Annotated in this window: 18 protein-coding genes; 4 read left to right on the top strand and 14 right to left on the bottom strand. The window is 69.7% G+C overall.

The features are described 5' to 3' along the window. The first annotated feature begins 51 nt into the window (after positions 1–51). On the top strand, positions 52–723 hold the full coding sequence (locus G3T36_RS06660) for a hypothetical protein (RefSeq protein WP_163288750.1): 672 nt from the start codon (positions 52–54) through the stop codon (positions 721–723). A 65-nt stretch (positions 724–788) separates the two neighbouring features. Here the strand turns inward: G3T36_RS06660 and hemL are convergent, their stop codons facing one another. The 11 genes from hemL to hemE form a co-directional block, all read right to left on the bottom strand. Beyond that, the gene (gene hemL / locus G3T36_RS06655) at positions 789–2,093 is read right to left on the bottom strand and encodes a glutamate-1-semialdehyde 2,1-aminomutase (RefSeq protein ID WP_163289122.1); all 1,305 of its coding nucleotides are present in this window, start codon (positions 2,091–2,093) and stop codon (positions 789–791) included. A gap of 92 nt (positions 2,094–2,185) precedes the next feature. Further along, positions 2,186–3,112: a porphobilinogen synthase gene (gene hemB / locus G3T36_RS06650; RefSeq protein WP_193571026.1), complete on the bottom strand. Its 927-nt coding sequence runs from the start codon at positions 3,110–3,112 to the stop codon at positions 2,186–2,188. Positions 3,113–3,387: 275 nt separating this feature from the next. Further along, complete coding sequence (locus G3T36_RS06645; RefSeq protein ID WP_163288748.1) at positions 3,388–4,212, bottom strand: uroporphyrinogen-III synthase; 825 nt, start codon at positions 4,210–4,212, stop codon at positions 3,388–3,390. Next, complete coding sequence (hemC, locus tag G3T36_RS06640; RefSeq protein ID WP_163288747.1) at positions 4,209–5,183, bottom strand: hydroxymethylbilane synthase; 975 nt, start codon at positions 5,181–5,183, stop codon at positions 4,209–4,211. The genes G3T36_RS06645 and hemC overlap by 4 nt, the downstream gene beginning before the upstream one ends. Next, positions 5,180–6,355, bottom strand: a complete 1,176-nt coding sequence (locus tag G3T36_RS06635; RefSeq protein WP_163288746.1) for a ferrochelatase — start codon at positions 6,353–6,355, stop codon at positions 5,180–5,182. Before G3T36_RS06635 ends, hemC begins: the two co-directional genes overlap by 4 nt. Then, positions 6,352–7,074 carry a hydrogen peroxide-dependent heme synthase gene (gene hemQ, locus G3T36_RS06630; protein WP_163288745.1) on the bottom strand — a complete coding sequence of 241 codons (723 nt, stop codon included), beginning with the start codon at positions 7,072–7,074 and terminating at the stop codon, positions 6,352–6,354. The genes G3T36_RS06635 and hemQ overlap by 4 nt, the downstream gene beginning before the upstream one ends. Positions 7,075–7,131: 57 nt before the next feature. Next, on the bottom strand, positions 7,132–7,365 hold the full coding sequence (locus G3T36_RS06625; protein ID WP_163288744.1) for a DUF3618 domain-containing protein: 234 nt from the start codon (positions 7,363–7,365) through the stop codon (positions 7,132–7,134). After that, positions 7,355–7,768 carry a phage holin family protein gene (locus G3T36_RS06620; RefSeq protein WP_163288743.1) on the bottom strand — a complete coding sequence of 138 codons (414 nt, stop codon included), beginning with the start codon at positions 7,766–7,768 and terminating at the stop codon, positions 7,355–7,357. The genes G3T36_RS06625 and G3T36_RS06620 overlap by 11 nt, the downstream gene beginning before the upstream one ends. 30 nt (positions 7,769–7,798) lie before the next feature. Further along, entirely contained in the window at positions 7,799–8,272 is a 474-nt protein-coding gene (locus tag G3T36_RS06615; protein WP_163287393.1) for a hypothetical protein, read from the bottom strand. 15 nt (positions 8,273–8,287) lie between these two features. Beyond that, positions 8,288–9,967, bottom strand: a complete 1,680-nt coding sequence (gene hemG / locus G3T36_RS06610) for a protoporphyrinogen oxidase (RefSeq protein ID WP_163288742.1) — start codon at positions 9,965–9,967, stop codon at positions 8,288–8,290. Continuing rightward, positions 9,957–11,108 carry a uroporphyrinogen decarboxylase gene (hemE, locus tag G3T36_RS06605; RefSeq protein WP_163288741.1) on the bottom strand — a complete coding sequence of 384 codons (1,152 nt, stop codon included), beginning with the start codon at positions 11,106–11,108 and terminating at the stop codon, positions 9,957–9,959. The genes hemG and hemE overlap by 11 nt, the downstream gene beginning before the upstream one ends. A gap of 97 nt (positions 11,109–11,205) precedes the next feature. On the opposite strand from hemE, the gene G3T36_RS06600 reads away from it, so the two are divergent. Both G3T36_RS06600 and G3T36_RS06595 read left to right on the top strand, forming a co-directional pair. Further along, positions 11,206–12,540, top strand: coding sequence for a glutamyl-tRNA reductase (locus G3T36_RS06600; RefSeq protein WP_163288740.1), 1,335 nt, complete (start codon positions 11,206–11,208; stop codon positions 12,538–12,540). A gap of 35 nt (positions 12,541–12,575) precedes the next feature. Continuing rightward, positions 12,576–13,325 (top strand): GNAT family N-acetyltransferase, encoded by a 750-nt coding sequence (locus tag G3T36_RS06595; protein ID WP_338031487.1) that lies wholly within the window; start codon positions 12,576–12,578, stop codon positions 13,323–13,325. 598 nt (positions 13,326–13,923) lie between these two features. Here the strand turns inward: G3T36_RS06595 and G3T36_RS06590 are convergent. Further along, on the bottom strand, positions 13,924–15,309 hold the full coding sequence (locus tag G3T36_RS06590; protein ID WP_163288739.1) for a glycine--tRNA ligase: 1,386 nt from the start codon (positions 15,307–15,309) through the stop codon (positions 13,924–13,926). Between the two features lie 114 nt (positions 15,310–15,423). Between G3T36_RS06590 and G3T36_RS06585 the strand changes: the two genes are divergently transcribed. Then, positions 15,424–16,500 (top strand): NAD-dependent epimerase/dehydratase family protein, encoded by a 1,077-nt coding sequence (locus tag G3T36_RS06585; RefSeq protein ID WP_163288738.1) that lies wholly within the window; start codon positions 15,424–15,426, stop codon positions 16,498–16,500. An 18-nt stretch (positions 16,501–16,518) separates the two neighbouring features. Here G3T36_RS06585 and G3T36_RS06580 read toward each other — a convergent pair whose 3' ends face one another. Both G3T36_RS06580 and G3T36_RS06575 read right to left on the bottom strand, forming a co-directional pair. Further along, positions 16,519–17,427, bottom strand: a complete 909-nt coding sequence (locus G3T36_RS06580; RefSeq protein WP_163288737.1) for a serine hydrolase — start codon at positions 17,425–17,427, stop codon at positions 16,519–16,521. A 69-nt stretch (positions 17,428–17,496) separates the two neighbouring features. Then, complete coding sequence (locus tag G3T36_RS06575; RefSeq protein WP_163288736.1) at positions 17,497–19,491, bottom strand: M13 family metallopeptidase; 1,995 nt, start codon at positions 19,489–19,491, stop codon at positions 17,497–17,499. Between the last annotated feature and the right edge of the window lie 6 nt (positions 19,492–19,497).

Here is a 19,497-nt window from a genome sequence, read left to right as displayed (position 1 = left end):
CTCGGCGAATTCGCTCCCCACCGGACTGCGGCAGCCCCTACGATCGGTCTCGTGGACCAGCTCACACCCTCAGGCCGACCCTGGCTTCCCGCGGACACGGCGCTGTGGACGACATGCCGGATCGTGACCGACATCCGCAGCGGCCAGGTGCCGGACGAGCGGGTGCCGACCTACTTCCCCCTCCGCGACGGTGAGGTGCCGTTCGCCGGGGGAATCGTATCGGTTGACGAGTTCCGGGCGGCGGGCGACGGATCGTATTCGACATCGAACGCGTTCGCGTTCGGCACCGGCACGCTCGGCCTTGCGCTCGCGGCGACGACACTGGCGGTGAATTCGTCCAACAACAATGCGCGGCGCGCGCAGGCCGAGGCAGACGCCCAGGTGACCTGGCGCCCGCAGGTTCGCGGGCAGATCGTCGTCACCGACCGGGGCTTCTACCTCGTCGACCAGTTCGGGGTATTCCCCTGGGGCTGGAATTCGATCGACATGATGCAGCTCGCGGCCTTCGGCTGCGTGATCGTCAGCGGGCGTTCCACCCGCGGGCCGCTCACCTGGCGCGTCGTCACCGACTGGGCGGAGCTGGTGTTCGTGCTCTGGGCGACCAACCGTCACCCGCAGCATCCGCAGCTCGTCGACGGGAGCTGGATGCCCGCGGGCTGGATCGCGTGGGCCACCGCGCAAGGCTACCCGCCTGCGCTGAGCCGGCCGGAACTGAGGCCGTAGCTCCTCTGCTCGGGGCTCCTCTGCTCGGGGCTCGTCAGCTCGGGGCTCGTCTATCCGGGGCTCGTCTATCCGGGCGTCGCCGCCGCGGCCGCCCGTGCCGCTGCCGGCAACGCCTCGAGGATGCGAGCCACAGCGGCCTCGTCGTGCGCCGCCGTCACGAACCACGCCTCGAAGACGCTCGGCGGGAGCGAGACGCCCGCGTCGAGCATCGCGTGGAAGAACGGGCGATACCGCCACGCTTCCTGACGGAGCACGTCGGCGTAGGTGCGGGGTGCCGTCTCGAACGACCCGAACACGAAACTGAAGAGGTTGCCCGCCCGCTGGACGCGATGGGCGACGCCGGCGTTCGTCAGCGCATCCGACACGGCCTTCGAGATGATCGCAGCCGTCTCGTCGAGTCGCGCATAGACGGCGTCGTCGGCTGCGGCGAGCGTCGCGAGTCCGGCGGCGACAGCCACCGGATTGCCGGACAGCGTCCCGGCCTGGTACACCGGGCCGCTCGGCGCGAGGTAGTCCATGATCTCGGCTCGTCCGCCGAGAGCCGCCAGCGGCATTCCTCCGCCGATCACTTTGCCGAACGTCAGAAGGTCGGGTGTGTACGACCGGTCGAGCCCCCAGAACCCGGCCGGGCCGACGCGGAAGCCGGTGAGCACTTCGTCCAGGATGACCAGTGCACCGTACTCGTGGGCGAGGTCGACGAGCGCGGCGTTGAATCCTGGGTCGGGCGGAACGACGCCCATGTTGGCTGCCGCCGCCTCGGTGATCACGGCCGCGATGTCGGGTCCGTGATGCTCGAAGGCTGCCCGGACCGCGGGCAGGTCGTTGTAGGGAAGGACGAGGGTCTGCGCCGCAGTCGCCTCGGTGACCCCGGCGGAACCCGGCATCGCGAGGGTCGCCAGTCCGGAGCCCGCCTCGGCGAGCAGTCCGTCGGAGTGCCCGTGGTAGTGTCCTGCGAACTTGATCAGCAGGGGCCGGCCGGTGAAACCGCGGGCGAGCCGGATCGCGGTCATCGTCGCTTCGGTGCCGGTCGAGACGAGGCGCAGCTTGTCGACGATCGGGACACGTGCCCGCACAGCCTCGGCCAGCGCGGTCTCCGCGGGCGTCGATGCGCCGAACGAGAGCCCCCGTGCGGCGGCCTCCTGGACGGCGGCCACGACGGAAGGATGTGCATGGCCCAGGATCGCAGGACCCCACGAAGCGACCAGGTCCACGTACTCGCGGCCGTCCGCATCCGTGATGTACGGGCCGCGAGCGGACACCATGAACCGGGGGGTGCCGCCGACGGAGCCGAACGCGCGCACCGGCGAGTTGACGCCACCGGGGATGACCCGTCGGGCCCGCTCGAATTCGACCAGATTCACGTCGGCCAGCGCTGCACCGTCGGCCAGCGCTGCACCGTCGGCCAGCGCGGCACCGTCGGCCAGCGCCGCACCGTCGGCCAGCGCATCCTCGTCGCTCCCCCTCAGCGCAGCCACCGTGCCACCTCCGTCGCCCAGTAGGTGAGCACCGCATCGGCTCCGGCCCGGCGGATGCCCGTCAGCGACTCCTCGATCGCACGACGCCGGTCGATCCAGCCGTTCGCGGCGGCCGCCTCGATCATCGCGTACTCTCCCGAGACCTGGTAAGCCCAGACGGGAACATCGCTGAACGCCGCGACGTCGGAGAGCACGTCGAGGTAACTCATCGCCGGCTTCACCATCAGGATGTCGGCGCCCTCCTCGAGGTCGAGCCGCGCCTCGCGCAGGCCTTCCCTGCGGTTCGCCGGATCCTGCTGGTAGCTGCGGCGGTCGCCCTGCAGCTGCGAGTCGACCGCTTCGCGGAAGGGGCCGTAGAAGCTCGAGGCGTACTTCGCGGCGTAGGCGAGGATGGCGGTGTCGTTGTGCCCGGCGGCGTCGAGGGCCTCGCGCACGGCGGCGACCTGACCGTCCATCATTCCGCTCAGCCCGAGCACGACAGACCCGGCTTCGGCCTGGACGACAGCCATCTCGCGATACCGCTCGAGGGTCGCATCGTTGTCGACGACGCCTCGGGAATCGAGGACACCGCAGTGGCCGTGGTCGGTGAACTCGTCGAGGCAGAGATCCGTCTGCACGACGAGAGCGTCGCCGACTTCGGCGACGACCGCCCGGGTGGCGACGTTGAGGATGCCGTCGGGGTCCGTCGCGGCCGACCCGATCGCGTCACGCGTCTCGGGGACGCCGAACAGCATCACGCCGCCGACGCCCGCTTCCGCTGCATCAGCGGCTGCCCGGCGGAGTGAGTCCAGACTGTGCTGCACGACGCCGGGCATCGACTGCAGCGGCAGCGGCTCGGGGGTGCCCTCGCGCACGAAGGCGGGGAGGATCAGCTCGGAGGGGTGGATGCGCGTCTCGGCGGTCAGCCGGCGCATGGCCGGGGACTGCCGCAGGCGGCGGGGACGGACGACAGGATGCGTGAATTCGCTCACCGCCCAAGCCTACGCGGCCCGCGCACCGCATCCGCCGCGCTCCGTTCCCGCCTCGGGCTCGAGTTGGCGCCAGTGGTCGTTATTCGACCGGCAGAGCGACCACAACAGTCAAGTCGACCGCAGGTTCGACGACGACGCGGGCGTGAGTGGCGCGCGCGTCAGCGGGCGGCGCGTCAGCGCGGGGCGCGTCAGTGCGCGGCGCGTCAGCGCGGCGCGCGTCAGTGGGCGGCGCGAGCGCGCGCGACGTCGGCGACGGCGTCGATGAGGGACGCGGCGGTGCGTTCTTCGGCGATGAGGTCGACCCGAAGGCCGAAATCGCGCGCGTCCCGTGCCGTCTGCGGCCCGATCGCGGCGACCAGCGTCTGTTCGGGTATCGGCCCGAGCTGCAGCTGCACCTGTTCCGCGACGGAACCGCTCGTCACGAGGATCGCCTGCACGGCACCGGCGGCCACGTCGGCGGCCACGTTCTCGGGCACCGGCACACCGATCGTGCGGTACGCCACGACGGACTCGACGGAATGGCCGATCCGGCGCAGCCCCTCGGTGAGGAGCGGCTTCGCGATCTCGGACCGCAGGGTCAGGATGCGCAGAGGCACGACACCCTGCGTCGCGGCCTCCCATTCGGCAAGGAGTCCGCGAGCGGAGTTCTCCTCCGATGGCACGAGGTCGACCTTGTACCCGGCGGCGGTGAGCGCCGCCGCGGTGGTCTCCCCCACCGCTGCGACCTTCGTCGTCGGCGGCACGACGGCCCGCTGCGCGCTCAGGACATCCACCGTCGTCGCACTGGTGACGGTCATCCAGTCGAATCTGCCCGCCGCGAGCGAGGTGAGGGCGGCATCCAGCGCGGGGGCGTCGGCCGTCGGGGCGAAGTTGATCATCGCCGCGACGATCGGCGACGCCCCTTTCGAGCGGAGGTCGGCCGCGACGGCGTCGCCCCAGGGGCCTCCCCGGGGGACCAGCACGCGCCAGCCCGCGAGCGGCTTGGCCGATGCGGACCCGCGAGCCGAGCCGTGGGCCGAACCGGATGCGGACGCCGCGTTCATCGGATGCCCCCGAGGGGTGCCAGGTCGGCGGCGCCCAGCGCGAGCAGTTCGGCCACCACCCGCTGCGCGACGTCGTGCGCAGCGACGGCGAGGTCGCGGGCGTTCATGCCGTCCGGCGTTGCCGCGTGCGAACTCGTGAGGTGGTCGGTGCCGTCGGGCCGGTAGACCGTCGCCGTCAGGAAGAACAGGCCGTCGTCGATCTGGGCGTGCGCGCCGATCGGGGCCGCGCATCCGGCTTCGAGGCCTGCCAGCACGTCGCGCTCTGCCGTGACCGCGGCGTGCGTGGTCACATGGTCGACGGATGCGAGCGCTTTGGCGAGTGCGCCCTGACCGCGTTCGTCACCGGCGCGCACCTCGATGGCCAGCGCTCCCTGACCCGGGGCGGTCGGAGCATCCGACAGCGAGAAGTATTCCGTGATGGCGTCGGCGCGTCCGAGGCGCTCGAGGCCCGCCGCAGCCAGCACGACCGCATCGAGGTCGCCACCGGTGACCCGGCCGAGCCTCGTGTCGACGTTCCCGCGCAGATCCGCGATCTGCAGGTCGGGGCGACGTGACAGCAGCTGCGCCACGCGGCGGGGTGAGCCCGTGCCGACCCGAGCGCCCTCGGGCAGCGTGTCCAGCGTCATCCCTTCGGCGGCGCACAGCGCATCGCGCGCATCCGCCCGCCGGGGAACCGCGCCGATGACCAGGCCGGGATGCGCGCCCGTCGGAAGGTCTTTCAGCGAGTGCACGATCAGGTCGCATTCGGATGCGAGCAGCGCATCCCGCAACGCACTCGCGAACACGCCGGTGCCCCCGAGCGACGCCAGGGACTCACGCGAGGTGTCGCCTTGCGTCGTGATTGTCACGAGCTCGACATCCTTGCCGCTCGCCTTGGCGATCGCGTTCGCCACGACGGTCGTCTGTGCGACGGCGAGCGCACTCCCCCGCGTTCCCACGCGCAGGATGCCCGAAGCGGATGCGGCACTCACGGCGCGACCCCCGCCACGGCCGGCCTGAACCCGAGCCTCGTGTTCTCGCAGCACCCGGGCCGGCAGACGTCGTACCACGGCCCGAGCTCAGTCATCGCAGGGCGGTCCTCGACCGGCACACCGTCGCGGCGCTCGAGCACGAGATCGACCAGACCCGAGACGTAGGCGTGGTGCACGCCCGGTGTCGGTACCCGCACGGCCACGAGGCCGTTCTGTTCGGACGTCTCCATCGCCTCGTTGTCGAGATCCCAGAGGACCTCCATGTGGTCGCTGACGAAGCCGATCGGAACGATGATCACGGCGCGGATGCCCGCGGCGGGAAGTTCAGCGATGGCGTCGTTGATGTCCGGCTCCAGCCACGGCATGCTGGGCGGCCCGCTCCGCGACTGGTAGACCAGACGCCAGGGCACCTGGCCGGCGCCGGCCTCGTGCACGACGACTTCGGCGACGGCGAGGTGCTGCGCGGCATACGCGCCGCCCGCGCCGAAACCGCGATCGGACGGGCCCGACTTCTCCGCGTCCACCGACGGGATGCTGTGAGTAGTGAACAGCAGTTCGACCTCGGTCGCCGGGTCGATACCCGGCACGCGCTCCCGCACCTCGTCGAGTGCCCGGCGGACACCCTCGACGAACGGGGTGACGAAGCCGGGATGGTCGAAGAACTGGCGGACCTTGTCGATCTGGACGGTCCCCTGCAGCCCGGTCTCCTGAAGGGCCAGGGCGAAGTCTTCGCGATACTGGCGGCAGCTCGAATAGGAGGAGTATGCGCTGGTGGCGATCGCGAGCAGCTTCGAGAGACCGCGCTCGTTCGCCTCGGTGAGAGCGTCACGCAGGTACGGATCCCAGTTGCGGTTGCCCCACAGCACAGGCAGATCGATGCCCCGTGATGCGAGTTCGGCTTCGAGTGCCGCCTTCAGCTCGCGGTTCTGGTCGTTGATCGGGCTCACGCCGCCGAAATGGCGATAGTGGTGCGCGACCTCTTCGAGGCGCTCCTCGGGGATGCCCCGGCCACGCGTCACATTGCGGAGGAACGGGATGACGTCGTCCTGGCCTTCAGGACCGCCGAAGCCGGCGAGGAGGATGGCGTCGTACGCCACGGGTTCGGTGACGTATTCCGGGCCGGCCGCCGCGGCATCCGTCGCCCCGAGAACGCGCGTCAGCGCTTCGGTCACTGCAAGACCTCCACGAGTTCGGCTGGGGCGACCCGGCGTCCGGTGAAGAAGGGCACCTCTTCGCGAACGTGCATCCGCGCGTCCGTCTGGCGGAGGTCGCGCATCAGGTCGACGAGGTCGACGAGCTGATCCGATTCGAGGGGAAGGATCCACTCGTAGTCGCCGAGCGCGAACGAGGCGACGGTGTTGGCGATCACCGACCGGAACGCGGCCCCCTTGCGACCGTGCTCGGCGAGCATCCGGCTGCGTTCCTCGTCGGGAAGCAGGTACCAGTCGTAGCTGCGCACGAACGGGTAGACCGTCAGCCATTCCTTCGGCTCGACGCCGCGGAGGAAACCGGGCACATGCGATTTGTTGAACTCGGCGTCGCGGTGAACGCCCATCGCGTTCCACGTCGGGAGCAGCGCCTTGAGGAGCCGGGTGCGACGCAGCTGGCGGAGCCCCCACTGCAGGGCCTGCGCGTCGGGGCCGTGGAGCCAGATCATGACGTCGGCGTCGGCGCGCAGCCCCGAGACGTCGTACAGCCCGCGGGTCGTCACGTTCTCGAGCTCGATGTCGGCGATGACGCCCTCGAGCTCCTGCACCGCGCGCGGCACATCGGTGCCGTCGAGGTCGTCGGGTCGGGCGGGATCGCGACGGAGAACAGCCCACAGAGTGAATCCGCTCGGGCTGTCGACAGGGGTGCTCTCTCCTGCCTCGAAGGCAGCCGGGTTAGTCATACCCCACAGTCTCTCTCGCAATCCTGTGAGCGCCAAAAGCGCGGTAGACGCCTCGCTCTACTTTCGGGCGACCCTGACGATGAGCCACACAGCACCTCCGATGAGGACGGCCGCAACGGCGGCCACGGCCACGAGCGCCGTCGGGTTCTCGCGCAGGCCCTGGACGCGGCGACGCGCCCGGTCGACCGCGAGGCGCGCCTGCTTCGGCAGGTTCAGCTTGTCTTCGATGGCCTCGAGGGTCGCGGCCAGATCGGCGCGGGCCTTCTCGACGTCGCTCGCATCAGTTGTCATAGCGGCCCATCCCCTTGACGGCCTCGACGTCTTCCTGGATGCTCGCAATCGTCTTCTGCGGAGCGGCGCCGTCCATCCTCTTCAGGGACTGCACACCGATGAGCGCCAGAACGGCGGCGATGAGAAGCAGACCGCCGAAGACGATCAGAGCCGACGCCCAGCCGGGGAGGACCAGTGCGAGCCCGAGGATCGCCGCGGCGACCAGGCAGCCGAGCGCGAAGAAGCCCAGCCCTGCAGCGAACGCGAACAACCCTATGCCGACACCGGCATACTTCGCCTTCGTCGTCAGCTCCTCTTTGAGCTGGGCGAGCTCCGCTTTGAGGAGCGCTACGAAGAGGGCCGGCAGGTCGGCGATCAGCTGGAACAGCGAACGCCTGGCCTTCACGCCGTCGTCGTCAGTCATCGATCGTCACCGTCCTCTCGCCGAGCACGCTCACGCTCCGGCGTCGTCGGCCTCGTCGATGTCGTCAGACGCGGTCGACTTGCGCTTCTTCGCGCCCCCGCCGGAGGCTGCCGGCTTGCTCGCCGCAGCCGAAGGCGGTGTGACGGGCGCGTTGGCCGTCTCCTCGTCCGGCGGCGCGGCGATCGTCACCGACGAGGTGTACGAGCGCGTGGGCGCAGGCGGTGCACTGGGCGCCCGGTTCGCCGCGTTCTGCTTCTGGGCGGCCTGTGCCCGGTTGACGACCTGGGTCACGACCTTCTTCGTGCCTTCGAACAGCGCGCCGGGGAGCTCACCGAACCGTGCCGCGGCATAGTCCTCGACGGCGTTCACCTGCTTCTGGATGCCCGGCGTCTCCCACACCTTCGTCGCAGCCGACTTGATCTGCTCGTACCGCTTGCGGCCGGCACGTGCACCCAGCACGTAGCCCACTGCCGCACCGGCAACGAATAGAAGCTTTCCCCGCATTGAACGCCCCGTTCGTCAGAGATTCTCGGTCAGTTCTTTCCAGCGTAGACCCCGAACGCGCTGGGCCGCCTCCTTTGCATCCGGAATGACGGATGCAAGGCCGGTGCCGGTCAGCCACGACCCGGTCACTTCGATGCCGGTCATCCCTTCGACCGCGGTGCGGACCGCGTCGATCCGTTCCCGTTCGCCCAGCGCCGCGTAGGGAAGGGCGTTCGTCCAGGTCGTCCGGGCGAACCCCGTCACGACGGATTCCGAGATCGGAATATTCAGGAGAGCGGATGCGTCCCTGACCGCGAGCGCGCGCAGCTCCGCGTCGTCGAGGCCTTCGGTCTCGCTCGCCTGACCGGCCCTTCCGTACGACAGGCGCACCACGTGCCGCCCTGCGGTGACGTCAGCCAGCCACGCCCACTTCGCTGTGGAATGCGTCATCGCTTTCGCCGTGACACCCGTGCCGGGAAGGTCGGCGACGAGCACGCCGGTTCCGCGTGGAGCGGAGTCGAGGGCCGCGTCGTCGATGACGAGGGTGACGAGTTCGACGCTGGACGCATCCGGCCATTCGAGCGTGCCGAGCGAGGCGAGCTCAGCGGATGCGGCGGACAGCAGGGCCAGCGACGTGGCAGCGGGAGCGGCGATCACGACGACATCGGCGGGGAGTGTGCGGCCGTCGCCGAGGCGAACGGTCCAGCGAGGGTCCTGGGTCGGTTGTGCGCTTGCCTCGGCGCCGGTGACGGCATCCCCATCGACGGCCGTTGCGGCGCTGACGGGCTCGGCCACGTCGGCGTGGCCCTCCTCTGGGGCGCCGGCGCCGGCGTCAGCGTCGGCGTCGGCGTCGAACCGTTCGACGGACGCCACGCCCACGCCGGTGAGCACGCGCCCGCCTCGATCCGTGACCGCCGTCTCAAGCGCCCGGGCGAGCATCCACATGCCTCCGCGCAGGCCGCCGACGGCGCTGCCCGCCCTGGCGTTCGAGCGCAACTCGGCGACCGCTCCGGACAACGAACCCTGACGGGTCAGCGCTGCGTTCAGGCCGGGGGCGACGACCGCGATGTCGAGGTCGTCCGGCTGGGCGGAGTAGACCCCGGTGGCGACAGGGGCGACGAGCCTCTGGAGCACGCGGGCGCCCATCCGCTTGCGAACGAGCGTGCCGAGACTGCGCTCCTGCCCGATCGTCAGCACGGGCAGGATCCGATCCAGGTACGCACGCCACGCGCCCGCCCACCCGATCGCGCGCACCACGTCGGCGGCGAGCGGGGAGCTCGGGATGCCGAGCAGGCCGGCCTTCGGAAGAGGGACGGTTCCCGACGGCAAGCGCACCCACGCCCCCTCGGGGTTCGGCTGCACGACCAGGTCGGCGAGACCGAGCTCGTCGATGAGCTCGCCCACATGGCCGCCCCTGGTCGCGAAGCTCTCGGCACCCGCATCGACGGTGATGCCGTCGACCACGATGCTCGCGACCGAGCCGCCTACGCGATCCGCCGCGTCGACCACGGTCACCTCGAACCCGGGCCGCGAGCACTCCCGCGCCACCACGAGACCAGCGATGCCGCCGCCGACGACGACCACCCGCGTGGCCGGCGCGTCGATCGCATGCCGGAGGTCGTCGCGACGCGGCTCGCCGGCTGCCGCACCGCCCGCCTTCTCGCCGCCTGCGGCGCCCGCGGCGCCCGCAGGCGCCGCGCCCGGCTCAGAGCCCATGGACGAACTCCACGAGCCGGGTGAGCACGGCGGGGTCGGTGTCCGGGGGAACGCCGTGGCCCAGATTGAGCACGTGCGACGGCGCGCTCGCGCCACGCCCGAGCACATCGAGGACGTGCGCTTCGAGCACAGGCCACGGCGCGTCGAGCATCGCCGGGTCGACGTTGCCCTGCACCGGGACCACATGCCCGAGCCGGCGACTCGCCTCGTCGAGGGGCACCCGGTAGTCGACCCCGACCACGTCGGCGCCGATCTCGTGCATGGCCTTCAGCAGCTCGCCGGTCCCGACGCCGAAGTGGACGATCGGCACGTTCCGCGACGTCGGCAGGAGCGCGTCGTCACCCTCGGTGAGCTCAGCCGCCGGAACCTCGAACGTCAGGTCGCGCACGTGCGAGAGCGCGCGAGCGGATGCGGGCGCCACGTGGGTCACATAGTCGTCGAGCGAGAGGGCGCCCGCCCAGGAGTCGAACAGCTGAGCGGCGCTCGCCCCGGCGAGGACCTGCGTGCGCAGGAACGCCCCGGTGACATCGGCCGTCCAGTCCATCAGGCGCGCCCACGCGCCGGGATCGGCGTGCATCATCGTCCTGGCACGGATGTGGTCCTTCGACGGACCGCCCTCGACGAGGTAGGCGGCCAGGGTGAACGGCGCACCCGCGAAACCGATGAGAGGGGTGTCGCCGGTGCCGAGCGTCGCGAGTTCCGCGGTCGTCAGGCGCACGGCCTCGATGATGGGAGCGAAAGCCGTCGCGTCCAGGGAGGCGGGGTCGACCGCGGTGAGCGCATCCACATCCGCAGCCGTGCGAACGGGGGCGCTCAGCACGGGACCCTTGCCGGGGACGATGTCGACATCCACGCCTGCCAGGCGCAGCGGGATGACGATGTCGCTGAAGAAGATGGCGGCGTCGACCCCGTGCCGGCGTACTGGCTGCAAGGTGATCTCGCTCGCGAGCGCGGGATCGAGGCAGGCGTCGAGCATGCGCGTGCCGACCCGGAGCTCCCGGTACTCGGGAAGCGAACGCCCCGCCTGCCGCATGAACCACACCGGCGTGACCGGCTGCCTGGTGCCCTGGTAGGCGCCGATCAGCCGCGACGAGGCGGTCGTGCCGGAGCTGAGCGGGTGGGCCGGAGCGAGCGTATTCACCCCCCGATTCTGTCAAACCAATCTGAAGATGCTGCTCGGGGGTCATCCTGCGGCATCTCGATTCGAGGATGCCGCCGGGCAAGCGTAGGCTTCCCTCGTGCTTCTCTGCTTCACCTCGAGTCACCGCACCGCCGGTTTCGACCTCCTCGACCGGCTGGAGCGGCATGCGGCAGCAGTCACCGCCGCCCTCTCGGAGAACACCGAACTCTTCAGCGGAACCGTCGTGCTCGCGACCTGCAACCGCTTCGAGGCCTACCTCGATGTCGACGTCGAGGCAGCGGGTGCGGAATCCGACGCCGGTTCGGCCGCGGCTGAGACCATCATCGAGGCGGTCAGCGCGGCATCGGGCGTGGATGCGCGCGAGCTGCGTGCATCCAGTGCCGTCATCGTCGACGAAGGCGTCGCCGAGCACCTCTTCGCTGTCTCCAGCGGACTCGAGTCCGTGGTCGTCGGCGAAGGCGAGATCGCCGGGCAGGTGCGGCGTGCGCTCGACGCCGCACGCGCATCCGGAACCGTCAGCAGCGAACTGGAACGACTCTTCCAGGTGGCATCGCGCACGTCCCGGGGCGTGAAGAACCGCACCGGCATCTCGAGCGCCGGGCGGTCGATCGTGCGCCTCGCCCTCGACCTCGCCGAAAGCCGCATCGCGGACTGGAGCGCGACCCGGGTGCTGCTGGTCGGCACCGGGGCCTACGCGGGAGCAAGTCTCGCGGCGCTCCGCGAGCGGGGCGTCACCGACATCCACGTGTACTCGCCTTCGGGTCGCGCCCAGAAGTTCGCCGTCGCCCACGCCGCGGGCGCTGTTCCTGCCGGCGGTCTGGCCGAGACGATCGCCGCATCCGGCCTCATCGTCACCTGCAGTGTCGCGCCCGACGTCATCCTCGGCGTTCCCGAGCTGGAGGCGGCGGATGCGCATCCGGGCGCGCTCACCCGGCGACTCGTCATCGACCTCGGGCTCCCCCGCAACGTCGACCCCGCGGTCGCACACCTCGACGGCGTCGAACTCCTCGACCTCGAGACGATCAGCAAGCATGCGCCCCTCGAAGAACTCAACGCCACCGACGAGGCACGCGCGATCGTCGGCGACGCCGCTGCCGAATTCGCCGCACGGGCCGCCGAGCAGTCGGTGACTCCGGCGCTGGTCGCGCTTCGCACCCACGTGTTCGAGGTGCTGGACGCCGAAATCGCCCGCGCCCGCAGTCGAGGCGACTCGAGCGAGCAGACCGAGGCGGCTCTCCGCCACCTCGCGGGTGTGCTGCTGCACACCCCCTCCGTCCGCGCCCGCGCACTCGCCAGGGACGGCGAGGCCGACACGTTCACCGAGGCGGCCAACACCCTCTTCGGCCTCGATGTCGACCTGACCGGCGACCAGACCCGCAGCCAGGGCGGACTGACGGCGCTTCCGAGCCCCGGCGAGTCCGCCGCATCCTGACCCAGCCCTTCCCGAAACAGCACCTGGAGGACACAGTGAGCAACGGAGCACACTCGACCGAGGCCGAGACCGAAGAGACCGAGGTCGAGACCGAGGCTGCGGAGGTCGCGGCGGCGTCTGCATCGTCGGATGCGTCGGCGTCGGCGTCTGCAGCGTCGGATGCGTCGGTCTCCGAGGCGCAGGCCGAGGAGGCGCACGGACTGACCGGCCTGCCGTACGACGCCGTCGAGCTCCGCACCGAGCGGCTGCTGCTCCGTCCGCTCACGAAGAACGACCTCGACGACGTGCACGCCTACCAGAAGCGCAAAGACGTGGTGCGCTACCTGATGTGGGAGGTGCACGACCACGAAGAGTCCGCCAAGCACCTCGAGAAGCGCATCGCGATGACCGAACTCGCCGACGACGGCGACGGGCTCATCTATGCGGTCGAGCTGCCCGACCCGGCCGGCGGCCACGGGCGTGTCATCGGCGACATGAGTATCTTCCTGAAGAGCGCCGCGCACGCGCAACTCGAGGTCGGGTGGGTTTTCCATCCCGCCGTCCACGGGCGGGGGTATGCGACGGAGGCCGCCGAGGCCGTGCTCGCGGTGTGCTTCGAGACGATGCGCGCCCACCGGGTGTTCGCTCAGCTCGACCCGCGTAACGAGGCGTCCGCTCGCCTGTGCGAACGGCTAGGGATGCGCCAGGAAGCCCACCTCCGCCAGAGCGAGATCTTCAAGGGCGAGTGGGGCGACACGGTCATCTACGGAATGCTCGACACGGAGTACGCCGCCCGCGCCCGCTAGCGCCCGAACGCGCTTCCCCCCATCCTCGACCGCCCGCGCCGCGCCGCCCGCCCCGCCCGCCCGCTGGCGCCGAGTTGGCACGAATGGCCCACTAGGGACGCTCCGATTGGGCCAAACGCGCCAACTCACAGCGGGCGCGTGGATGAGCATCCATCACTTGGCGGTAGCGGTCGTTATGAGCGCGCCAGAACGACCGCTAGCGCCAAGTCGACTCGGGCGGCGTGAGCCGCCGGACGCGCGGGCGGCGAGTGGTCACGAATGGCCCACTGGGAACGCTCCGAATGGGCCAAGCGCGCCAACTCACAGCAGGCGCGCGGATGAGCATCCATCACTTGGCGGTAGCGGTCGTTATGAGCGCGCCAGAACGACCGCTAGCGCCAAGTCGACTCCCGCAGCGCGAGCCCCCAGCGCGCGGGCGGCGAGTTGGCACGAATGGCCCACTGGGGACGCTCGGAATGGGCCAAGCGCGCCAACTCACGGCGGGCGAGTGGATGAGCATCCGCCCGTCGGGGGAGCGCGGAGCGCGCGGGAACGGGAGCGCGGGGAGCGCGCAGGAACGGGGGCGCGCACCGAGCGCGGGAACGGGGGACGCGCCCCGCTACGCGCCGAGCAGGCGCTCGGCCAGGTAGGCGCGCAGGTCGGCGAGCGGGATGCGGTCCTGCGCCATGGTGTCGCGGTCGCGCACCGTGACGGCCCGGTCTTCGAGCGAGTCGAAGTCGACGGTCACGCAGAAGGGTGTGCCGATCTCGTCCTGGCGGCGGTAGCGGCGGCCGATGGCGCCGGCGTCGTCGAAGTCGACGTTCCAGTACTTGCGGAGCTCCGTTGCGAGCTCGCGGGCGACCGGCGACAGCGCCTCGTTGCGGCTCAGGGGCAGGATCGCGACCTTAACCGGCGCGAGACGCGGGTCGAGCCGCAGCACGGTGCGCTTGTCGACGCCGCCCTTCGCGTTCGGCACCTCTTCTTCGTCGTACGCGTCGACGAGGAACGCCATCAGCGAGCGCGTCAGGCCGGCCGCCGGCTCGATCACGTACGGGATCCACCGTTCGTTCTTCGTCTGGTCGAAGAAGCTGAGGTCCTTGCCCGAGGCGTTCGAGTGGGTCGTCAGGTCGAAGTCGGTGCGGTTCGCGACACCTTCGAGCTCGCCGAACTCGCTTCCGGTGAAGCCGAAGCGGTATTCGATGTCGACCGTCCGCTTCGAGTAGTGCGACAGCTTGTCTTTGGGGTGCTCGTAGAGGCGCAGGTTCTCGGGGTCGATGCCGAGGTCGACGTACCAGTTCCAGCGCTGGTCGATCCAGTACTGGTGCCACTCTTCGTCGGTGCCCGGCTCGACGAAGAACTCCATCTCCATCTGCTCGAATTCACGCGTGCGGAAGATGAAGTTGCCGGGCGTGATCTCGTTGCGGAAGCTCTTGCCGATCTGGCCGATGCCGAACGGCGGCTTCTGGCGGCTCGCCTGCAGCACGTTCGCGAAGTTCACGAAGATTCCCTGCGCGGTCTCGGGGCGCAGGTACTGGAGTCCGGATTCGTCGTCGACCGGCCCGAGGAACGTCTTCAGCAGGCCGCTGAACGCCCGCGGCTCCGTCCACGTGTGACGGTTGCCGCAGTTCGGGCACGCGATGTCGTCGAGACCGTTCTCGGGCGCGCGGCCCTTCTTCTCTTCGAACTCCTCGACGAGCGTGTCGGCGCGGAAACGCTTGTGGCAGTGCGTGCATTCGACGAGCGGGTCGGTGAACACCTCGACGTGGCCCGACGCCTCCCAGACCTGCCTGGGCAGGATCACGCTGGAGTCGAGGCCCACGACATCGTCACGGCTCTGCACCATGTAGCGCCACCACTGGCGCTTGATGTTCTCTTTGAGCTCGACACCCAGGGGCCCGTAGTCCCACGCCGAACGCGATCCGCCGTAGATCTCTCCGGCCTGGAAGACGAACCCGCGGTGGCGAGCGAGAGCGATGACGGAATCGAGACGGGTGGGTGCTGCCACGGTGGCTCCAATGGTGCGTGAGGGGATGGTGCGTGATGTCCGGCGGCCGTGCCGTCGAAGCGCTCAAGCCAGTTTACGGGGTCGCGCGGACTGCCTTGGCTGTACCGTGGGGTCATGGAGGCGGAGCACGCGCGCACGGCCATGATCATCGGTGGCACGGGCCAGCTCGGTGCGGCCACCGCCCGCAGACTCGCCGTCGACGGCTGGTCGGTGCTCGTCGCCCATCGGGGACAGCATGCCGGCGACACCTCCCTCGCCGACCTGGATGTGACGACCATCCGCCTCGACCGCGACGACACCGTCAGCCTGCTCGCCCGCGCACGAGGACACGACCTGGTGGTCGACACGGTCGCCTACGACGAGCGGCACGCGGACCAGCTCGCGCAGCTCGCCGGCGAGGTGGGTTCGCTCGTCGTCATCTCGACTGGCTCGGTGTACGTCGGAGCGAACGGCAGCTACCTGGATGTCGTGACCGGGCCCGAGGATTTCCCCGACTTCCCCGTCCCCCTGCGTGAGACCGACCCGATCGTCGACAACGCTGAACGCACGTACTCGCCGCTCAAGGCTGCGATGGAGCGCAGGCTCCTCGAAGCGGACGACCTGCCGGTGAGCATCCTGCGACCGGGCGCCATCCACGGGCCGTTCAGTCCTGCCCTGCGCGAGTGGTACTTCGTGAAGCGCGCGCTCGACAAGCGCCGCAGAGTGGTGCTCTCCGACAACGGAACGAACCGGTTCAGCACGTCCTCCACGGTGAACGTCGCCGAACTCATCTCCCTCTGCGCGGACAAGCCGGGGCGTCGTGTGCTGAACGCCGTCGACCGGGACAACCTGAGCGTCGCCGAGATCGCGCACACCATCTTCGAGACCATGGGCCGCCCGGTCGAGATCGTCACCTACCCCGGGCCGCCGGTCGGGAACCTGGGTTCGACGCCGTGGTCGGTCACGCATCCGCTGGTCATGAGCATGGATGCGGCGACGGTCGAGCTCGGCTACCGGCAGCCGGTGAGTTACGCGGATGCGGTGGCCGAGGACATCGACTGGGTCACCAGGGAGGTGGCGGCCGCCGAACGCCGCGAGGAGAGCTGGCAGGATGTGTTCCCCAGCATGGTCACGCGCTCGAAGGCCGATGGATGGTTCGACTACGCCTCGGAGGACGAGTATTTCGCCAGCCGGGCGGCCGTCCGCCATTGAGCCCGGGCGCTCGACGGGTCAGTGCACGTATTCGAGCAGGTCGAGACCGACCGTGCGCATCCCCTCGAGGACGGCCAGACGGGATGCGAGGGTCGCGTCGTCGAAATACATCGAGACCGCGTAGGTGATTCCGGCGCGCGGTCCGCGGAGCACGCCGACCTCGCTGCGAACACCCGCATCCGTGCCGGTCTTGTTGACCAGAAGTGTGCGATGCTCGACGGCCCGGTGCGACAGCGGGTCGAGTCCGAACGCGCTGGCGACCATCGACAGGTCGCTGTTCAGCGACAGCCAGGAGATGACTCGTTGGCTGGTCACCGAGTTGACGATCTCGCCGCGAGCGAGCGAGGAGAACAGCCAGGTCAGCTCGTTGGCGCTGCCGACGGACAGCTGAGGGGCGTCGTCCGGTCCGCGGTGGTCGCGTACCAGGTCGAGCAGAGCCGTGCGGGTGAGGCCGAGCGACTCCGTGCGGGAGCTCACCGCTTCGAGGCCGATGTGGCGAAGCAGCACGTTCGTCGCCAGGTTGTCACTCGTCGCGCCGACGATGGCGGCAAGGTCGGCCACGGGCAACGACGGCGCCTGCAGGTGCTGCCAGATCCCGGAGTCCCCCACCGCATCCTCGCGGGAGCGGTCGAGTAGCGCGAGCGGGCTGAGGTGTCCGCTCTGGATGCGGGCCGCGACCTCGACGAGCAGCAGCACCTTTCCGATGCTGGCCGTCGGCATGACGACGTGGTCGTCGACGGAGAACAGCACAGCACCCGTCGCCAGGTCGGTCGCCCGAGCGGAGACCTGCACCCCGTTCAGCGCGAGCTGGCCGAGGGCGGCGAAACCGCGGCTGAAATTCTGCGACGCTTCCGCGCCACGGTGCCGGCCGCGCCTGATCGCGCTGTGCCGGCTGCGGCGTTCGGAAACCTGTCTGGGGATCGTCACGGCGGGGGGCATTCCTTCTCAATCCTTGTCTGGAGGGGTCCCCCGGCCTGTCCCCAGTCTTCCATTAGATCACCAGATCGACACGCGCTCCGACGGGTCCAGCCAGAGAGAATCGCCCTCCGACACAGCGAACGTGTCGTAGAACTCGGTGATGTTCCTGACGATCTGGTTGCAGCGGAACTCGTTCGGCGAATGCGGGTCGATCGCGAGCAGCCTGATGACCTCTTCGTCGCGTCCCTTCTCCTGCCAGGCCTGGGCCCACGACAGGAAGAAGCGCTGCGCGCCGGTGAGCCCGTCGATCACCGGGGGCTCCTGTCCGTCGAGCGAGATCAGGTACGCCTTCCACGCGATCGCGAGGCCGCCCAGGTCGCCGATGTTCTCGCCTATCGTGAGCGCGCCGTTGACATGGTGCTGCGGGACCTGCGCCGGTGCGAGGGCGTTGTACTGCTCGATGAGAGACGCGGTGCGCTTCTCGAACGCGGCGCGGTCGGCGCTCGTCCACCAGTCGGTGAGGCGGCCGTCGCCGTCGTACTTGGAACCCTGGTCGTCGAAGCCGTGACCGATCTCGTGGCCGATGACCGCGCCGATCGCCCCATAGTTGGCGGCGTCGTCGCGGGCGGCGTCGAAGAAGGGGTATTGGAGGATGGCCGCCGGGAACACGATCTCGTTGAAGCCCGGGTTGTAGTACGCGTTGATCGTCTGCGGCGTCATGAACCATTCGTCGCGGTCGAGTGGCTTGCCGATCTTGCCCAGCTCGCGGTTGAACTCGAACAGGCTCGTGGCGCGCACATTGCCGAGCAGGTCCGTCGGGTCGATCACGAGGCTCGAGTAGTCGCGCCATTTCACGGGGAACCCGATCTTCGGCGTGAACTTGTCCAGCTTGTCGAGTGCTCGGTCGCGGGTGTCTTCGCCCATCCATTCGAGGGTGCGGATGCTCTGCCGGTACGCCTCGATCAGGTTGGCGACCAGCACATCCATGCTCTCCTTCGCCACCGGGGGGAAGTGCTTCTCAACATAGATGCGACCGACGGCCTCGCCCATCGCACCCTCGACCAGCGACACTGCGCGCTTCCAGCGGTCGCGGATCTGCGGCGTGCCCGTGAGGGTGCGGCCGTAGAAGTCGAAGTTCTCCTCGACGAAGTCGCCGGAGAGGTAGGGCGCGGCACCATGGATGACCTGCCAGGCCAGCCAGTCCTTCCAAGACTCCAGGCGGTCCTCCGTCAGCAGCGACGAGACGCCGCTCGTGAAGCTGGGCTGGCGCAGGACGACCTCGGCGAGTGCGCCGTCCGGGGCTCCGAGGGCCTTCTCCCAGTCGTCGAGCGAGGCCCCTGCGGCGACGCCGCTGCCGATGTCACCGTGGGCGAACAACGCATCCGCGTCGGCCCACGAGTACAGGTTGTACGTCTTCTCGCTGTCGCGCGACGCCACGTTGTCCCAGTGGTGCGACGCGATCGCGGTCTCGAGCTCGAAGACCCGCTGCGCGCGCTCCGGTGCGTCCTCGACGCCCGCGAGTTCGAACATCCGCTGGATGTGGGTCAGGTACGCCGTGCGCACCGAGGCGAACTTGTCTTCGCGGTAGTAGCTCTCGTCGGGAAGCGAGATACCGGCCTGCTCGACGAACACGAGATAGCGTTCCGGGTTGCCCGGGTCGTTGTCGACGAACAGCTGGTAGAACCCGCTCAGCCCGTGGCGCTCGAGCCGGCCGACGGTGGAGAGGAGCTCCGCGATGCTGCTGACATCGCTCGCGAGGGCGAGCTGCGACGCGATCGGGGTGGCGCCGCGTTCCTCGATGCGATCCTCATCCATGAAGCTCGTGTACACATCGCCGAACTTGCGTTCCTCGGTACCCTCAGGCGCATCCGTCGCACCTTCGATGATCTCGCGCACGGCTGCTTCGGCCTCTTCGCGGAGGATCAGGAAGGACCCGTATCGCGCTTTGTCGGCCGGGATCTCGGTGCGGGCGAGCCACTTTCCGTTGACATGCCGGAAGAGGTCGTCCTGAGGGCGGATGGCGGGGTCGATTTCGTCGAGCTTGATGCCGGATGCAGGCGCCGCGTCAGTCATTCGACC

Source organism: Leifsonia tongyongensis (assembly GCF_010686705.1).
GTDB lineage: Bacteria > Actinomycetota > Actinomycetes > Actinomycetales > Microbacteriaceae > Diaminobutyricibacter > Diaminobutyricibacter tongyongensis.
Note: the sequence above shows the minus strand (reverse complement) of the source record. Positions and strands in the feature narration are given on the sequence as shown.

Excerpts from the sequence above, each read along its gene's own strand:
- hemB (WP_193571026.1), bottom strand. The coding sequence starts at position 3,112 with ATGCGCCGGCTGACCGCCGAGACGCGCATCCACCCCTCCGAGCTGATC.
- G3T36_RS06645 (WP_163288748.1), bottom strand. The coding sequence starts at position 4,212 with ATGAACGCGGCGTCCGCATCCGGTTCGGCCCACGGCTCGGCTCGCGGG.
- hemQ (WP_163288745.1), bottom strand. The coding sequence starts at position 7,074 with ATGACTAACCCGGCTGCCTTCGAGGCAGGAGAGAGCACCCCTGTCGAC.
- G3T36_RS06625 (WP_163288744.1), bottom strand. The coding sequence starts at position 7,365 with ATGACAACTGATGCGAGCGACGTCGAGAAGGCCCGCGCCGATCTGGCC.
- G3T36_RS06620 (WP_163288743.1), bottom strand. The coding sequence starts at position 7,768 with ATGACTGACGACGACGGCGTGAAGGCCAGGCGTTCGCTGTTCCAGCTG.
- G3T36_RS06615 (WP_163287393.1), bottom strand. The coding sequence starts at position 8,272 with ATGCGGGGAAAGCTTCTATTCGTTGCCGGTGCGGCAGTGGGCTACGTG.
- hemG (WP_163288742.1), bottom strand. The coding sequence starts at position 9,967 with ATGGGCTCTGAGCCGGGCGCGGCGCCTGCGGGCGCCGCGGGCGCCGCA.
- G3T36_RS06585 (WP_163288738.1), top strand. The coding sequence starts at position 15,424 with ATGGAGGCGGAGCACGCGCGCACGGCCATGATCATCGGTGGCACGGGC.
- G3T36_RS06575 (WP_163288736.1), bottom strand. The coding sequence starts at position 19,491 with ATGACTGACGCGGCGCCTGCATCCGGCATCAAGCTCGACGAAATCGAC.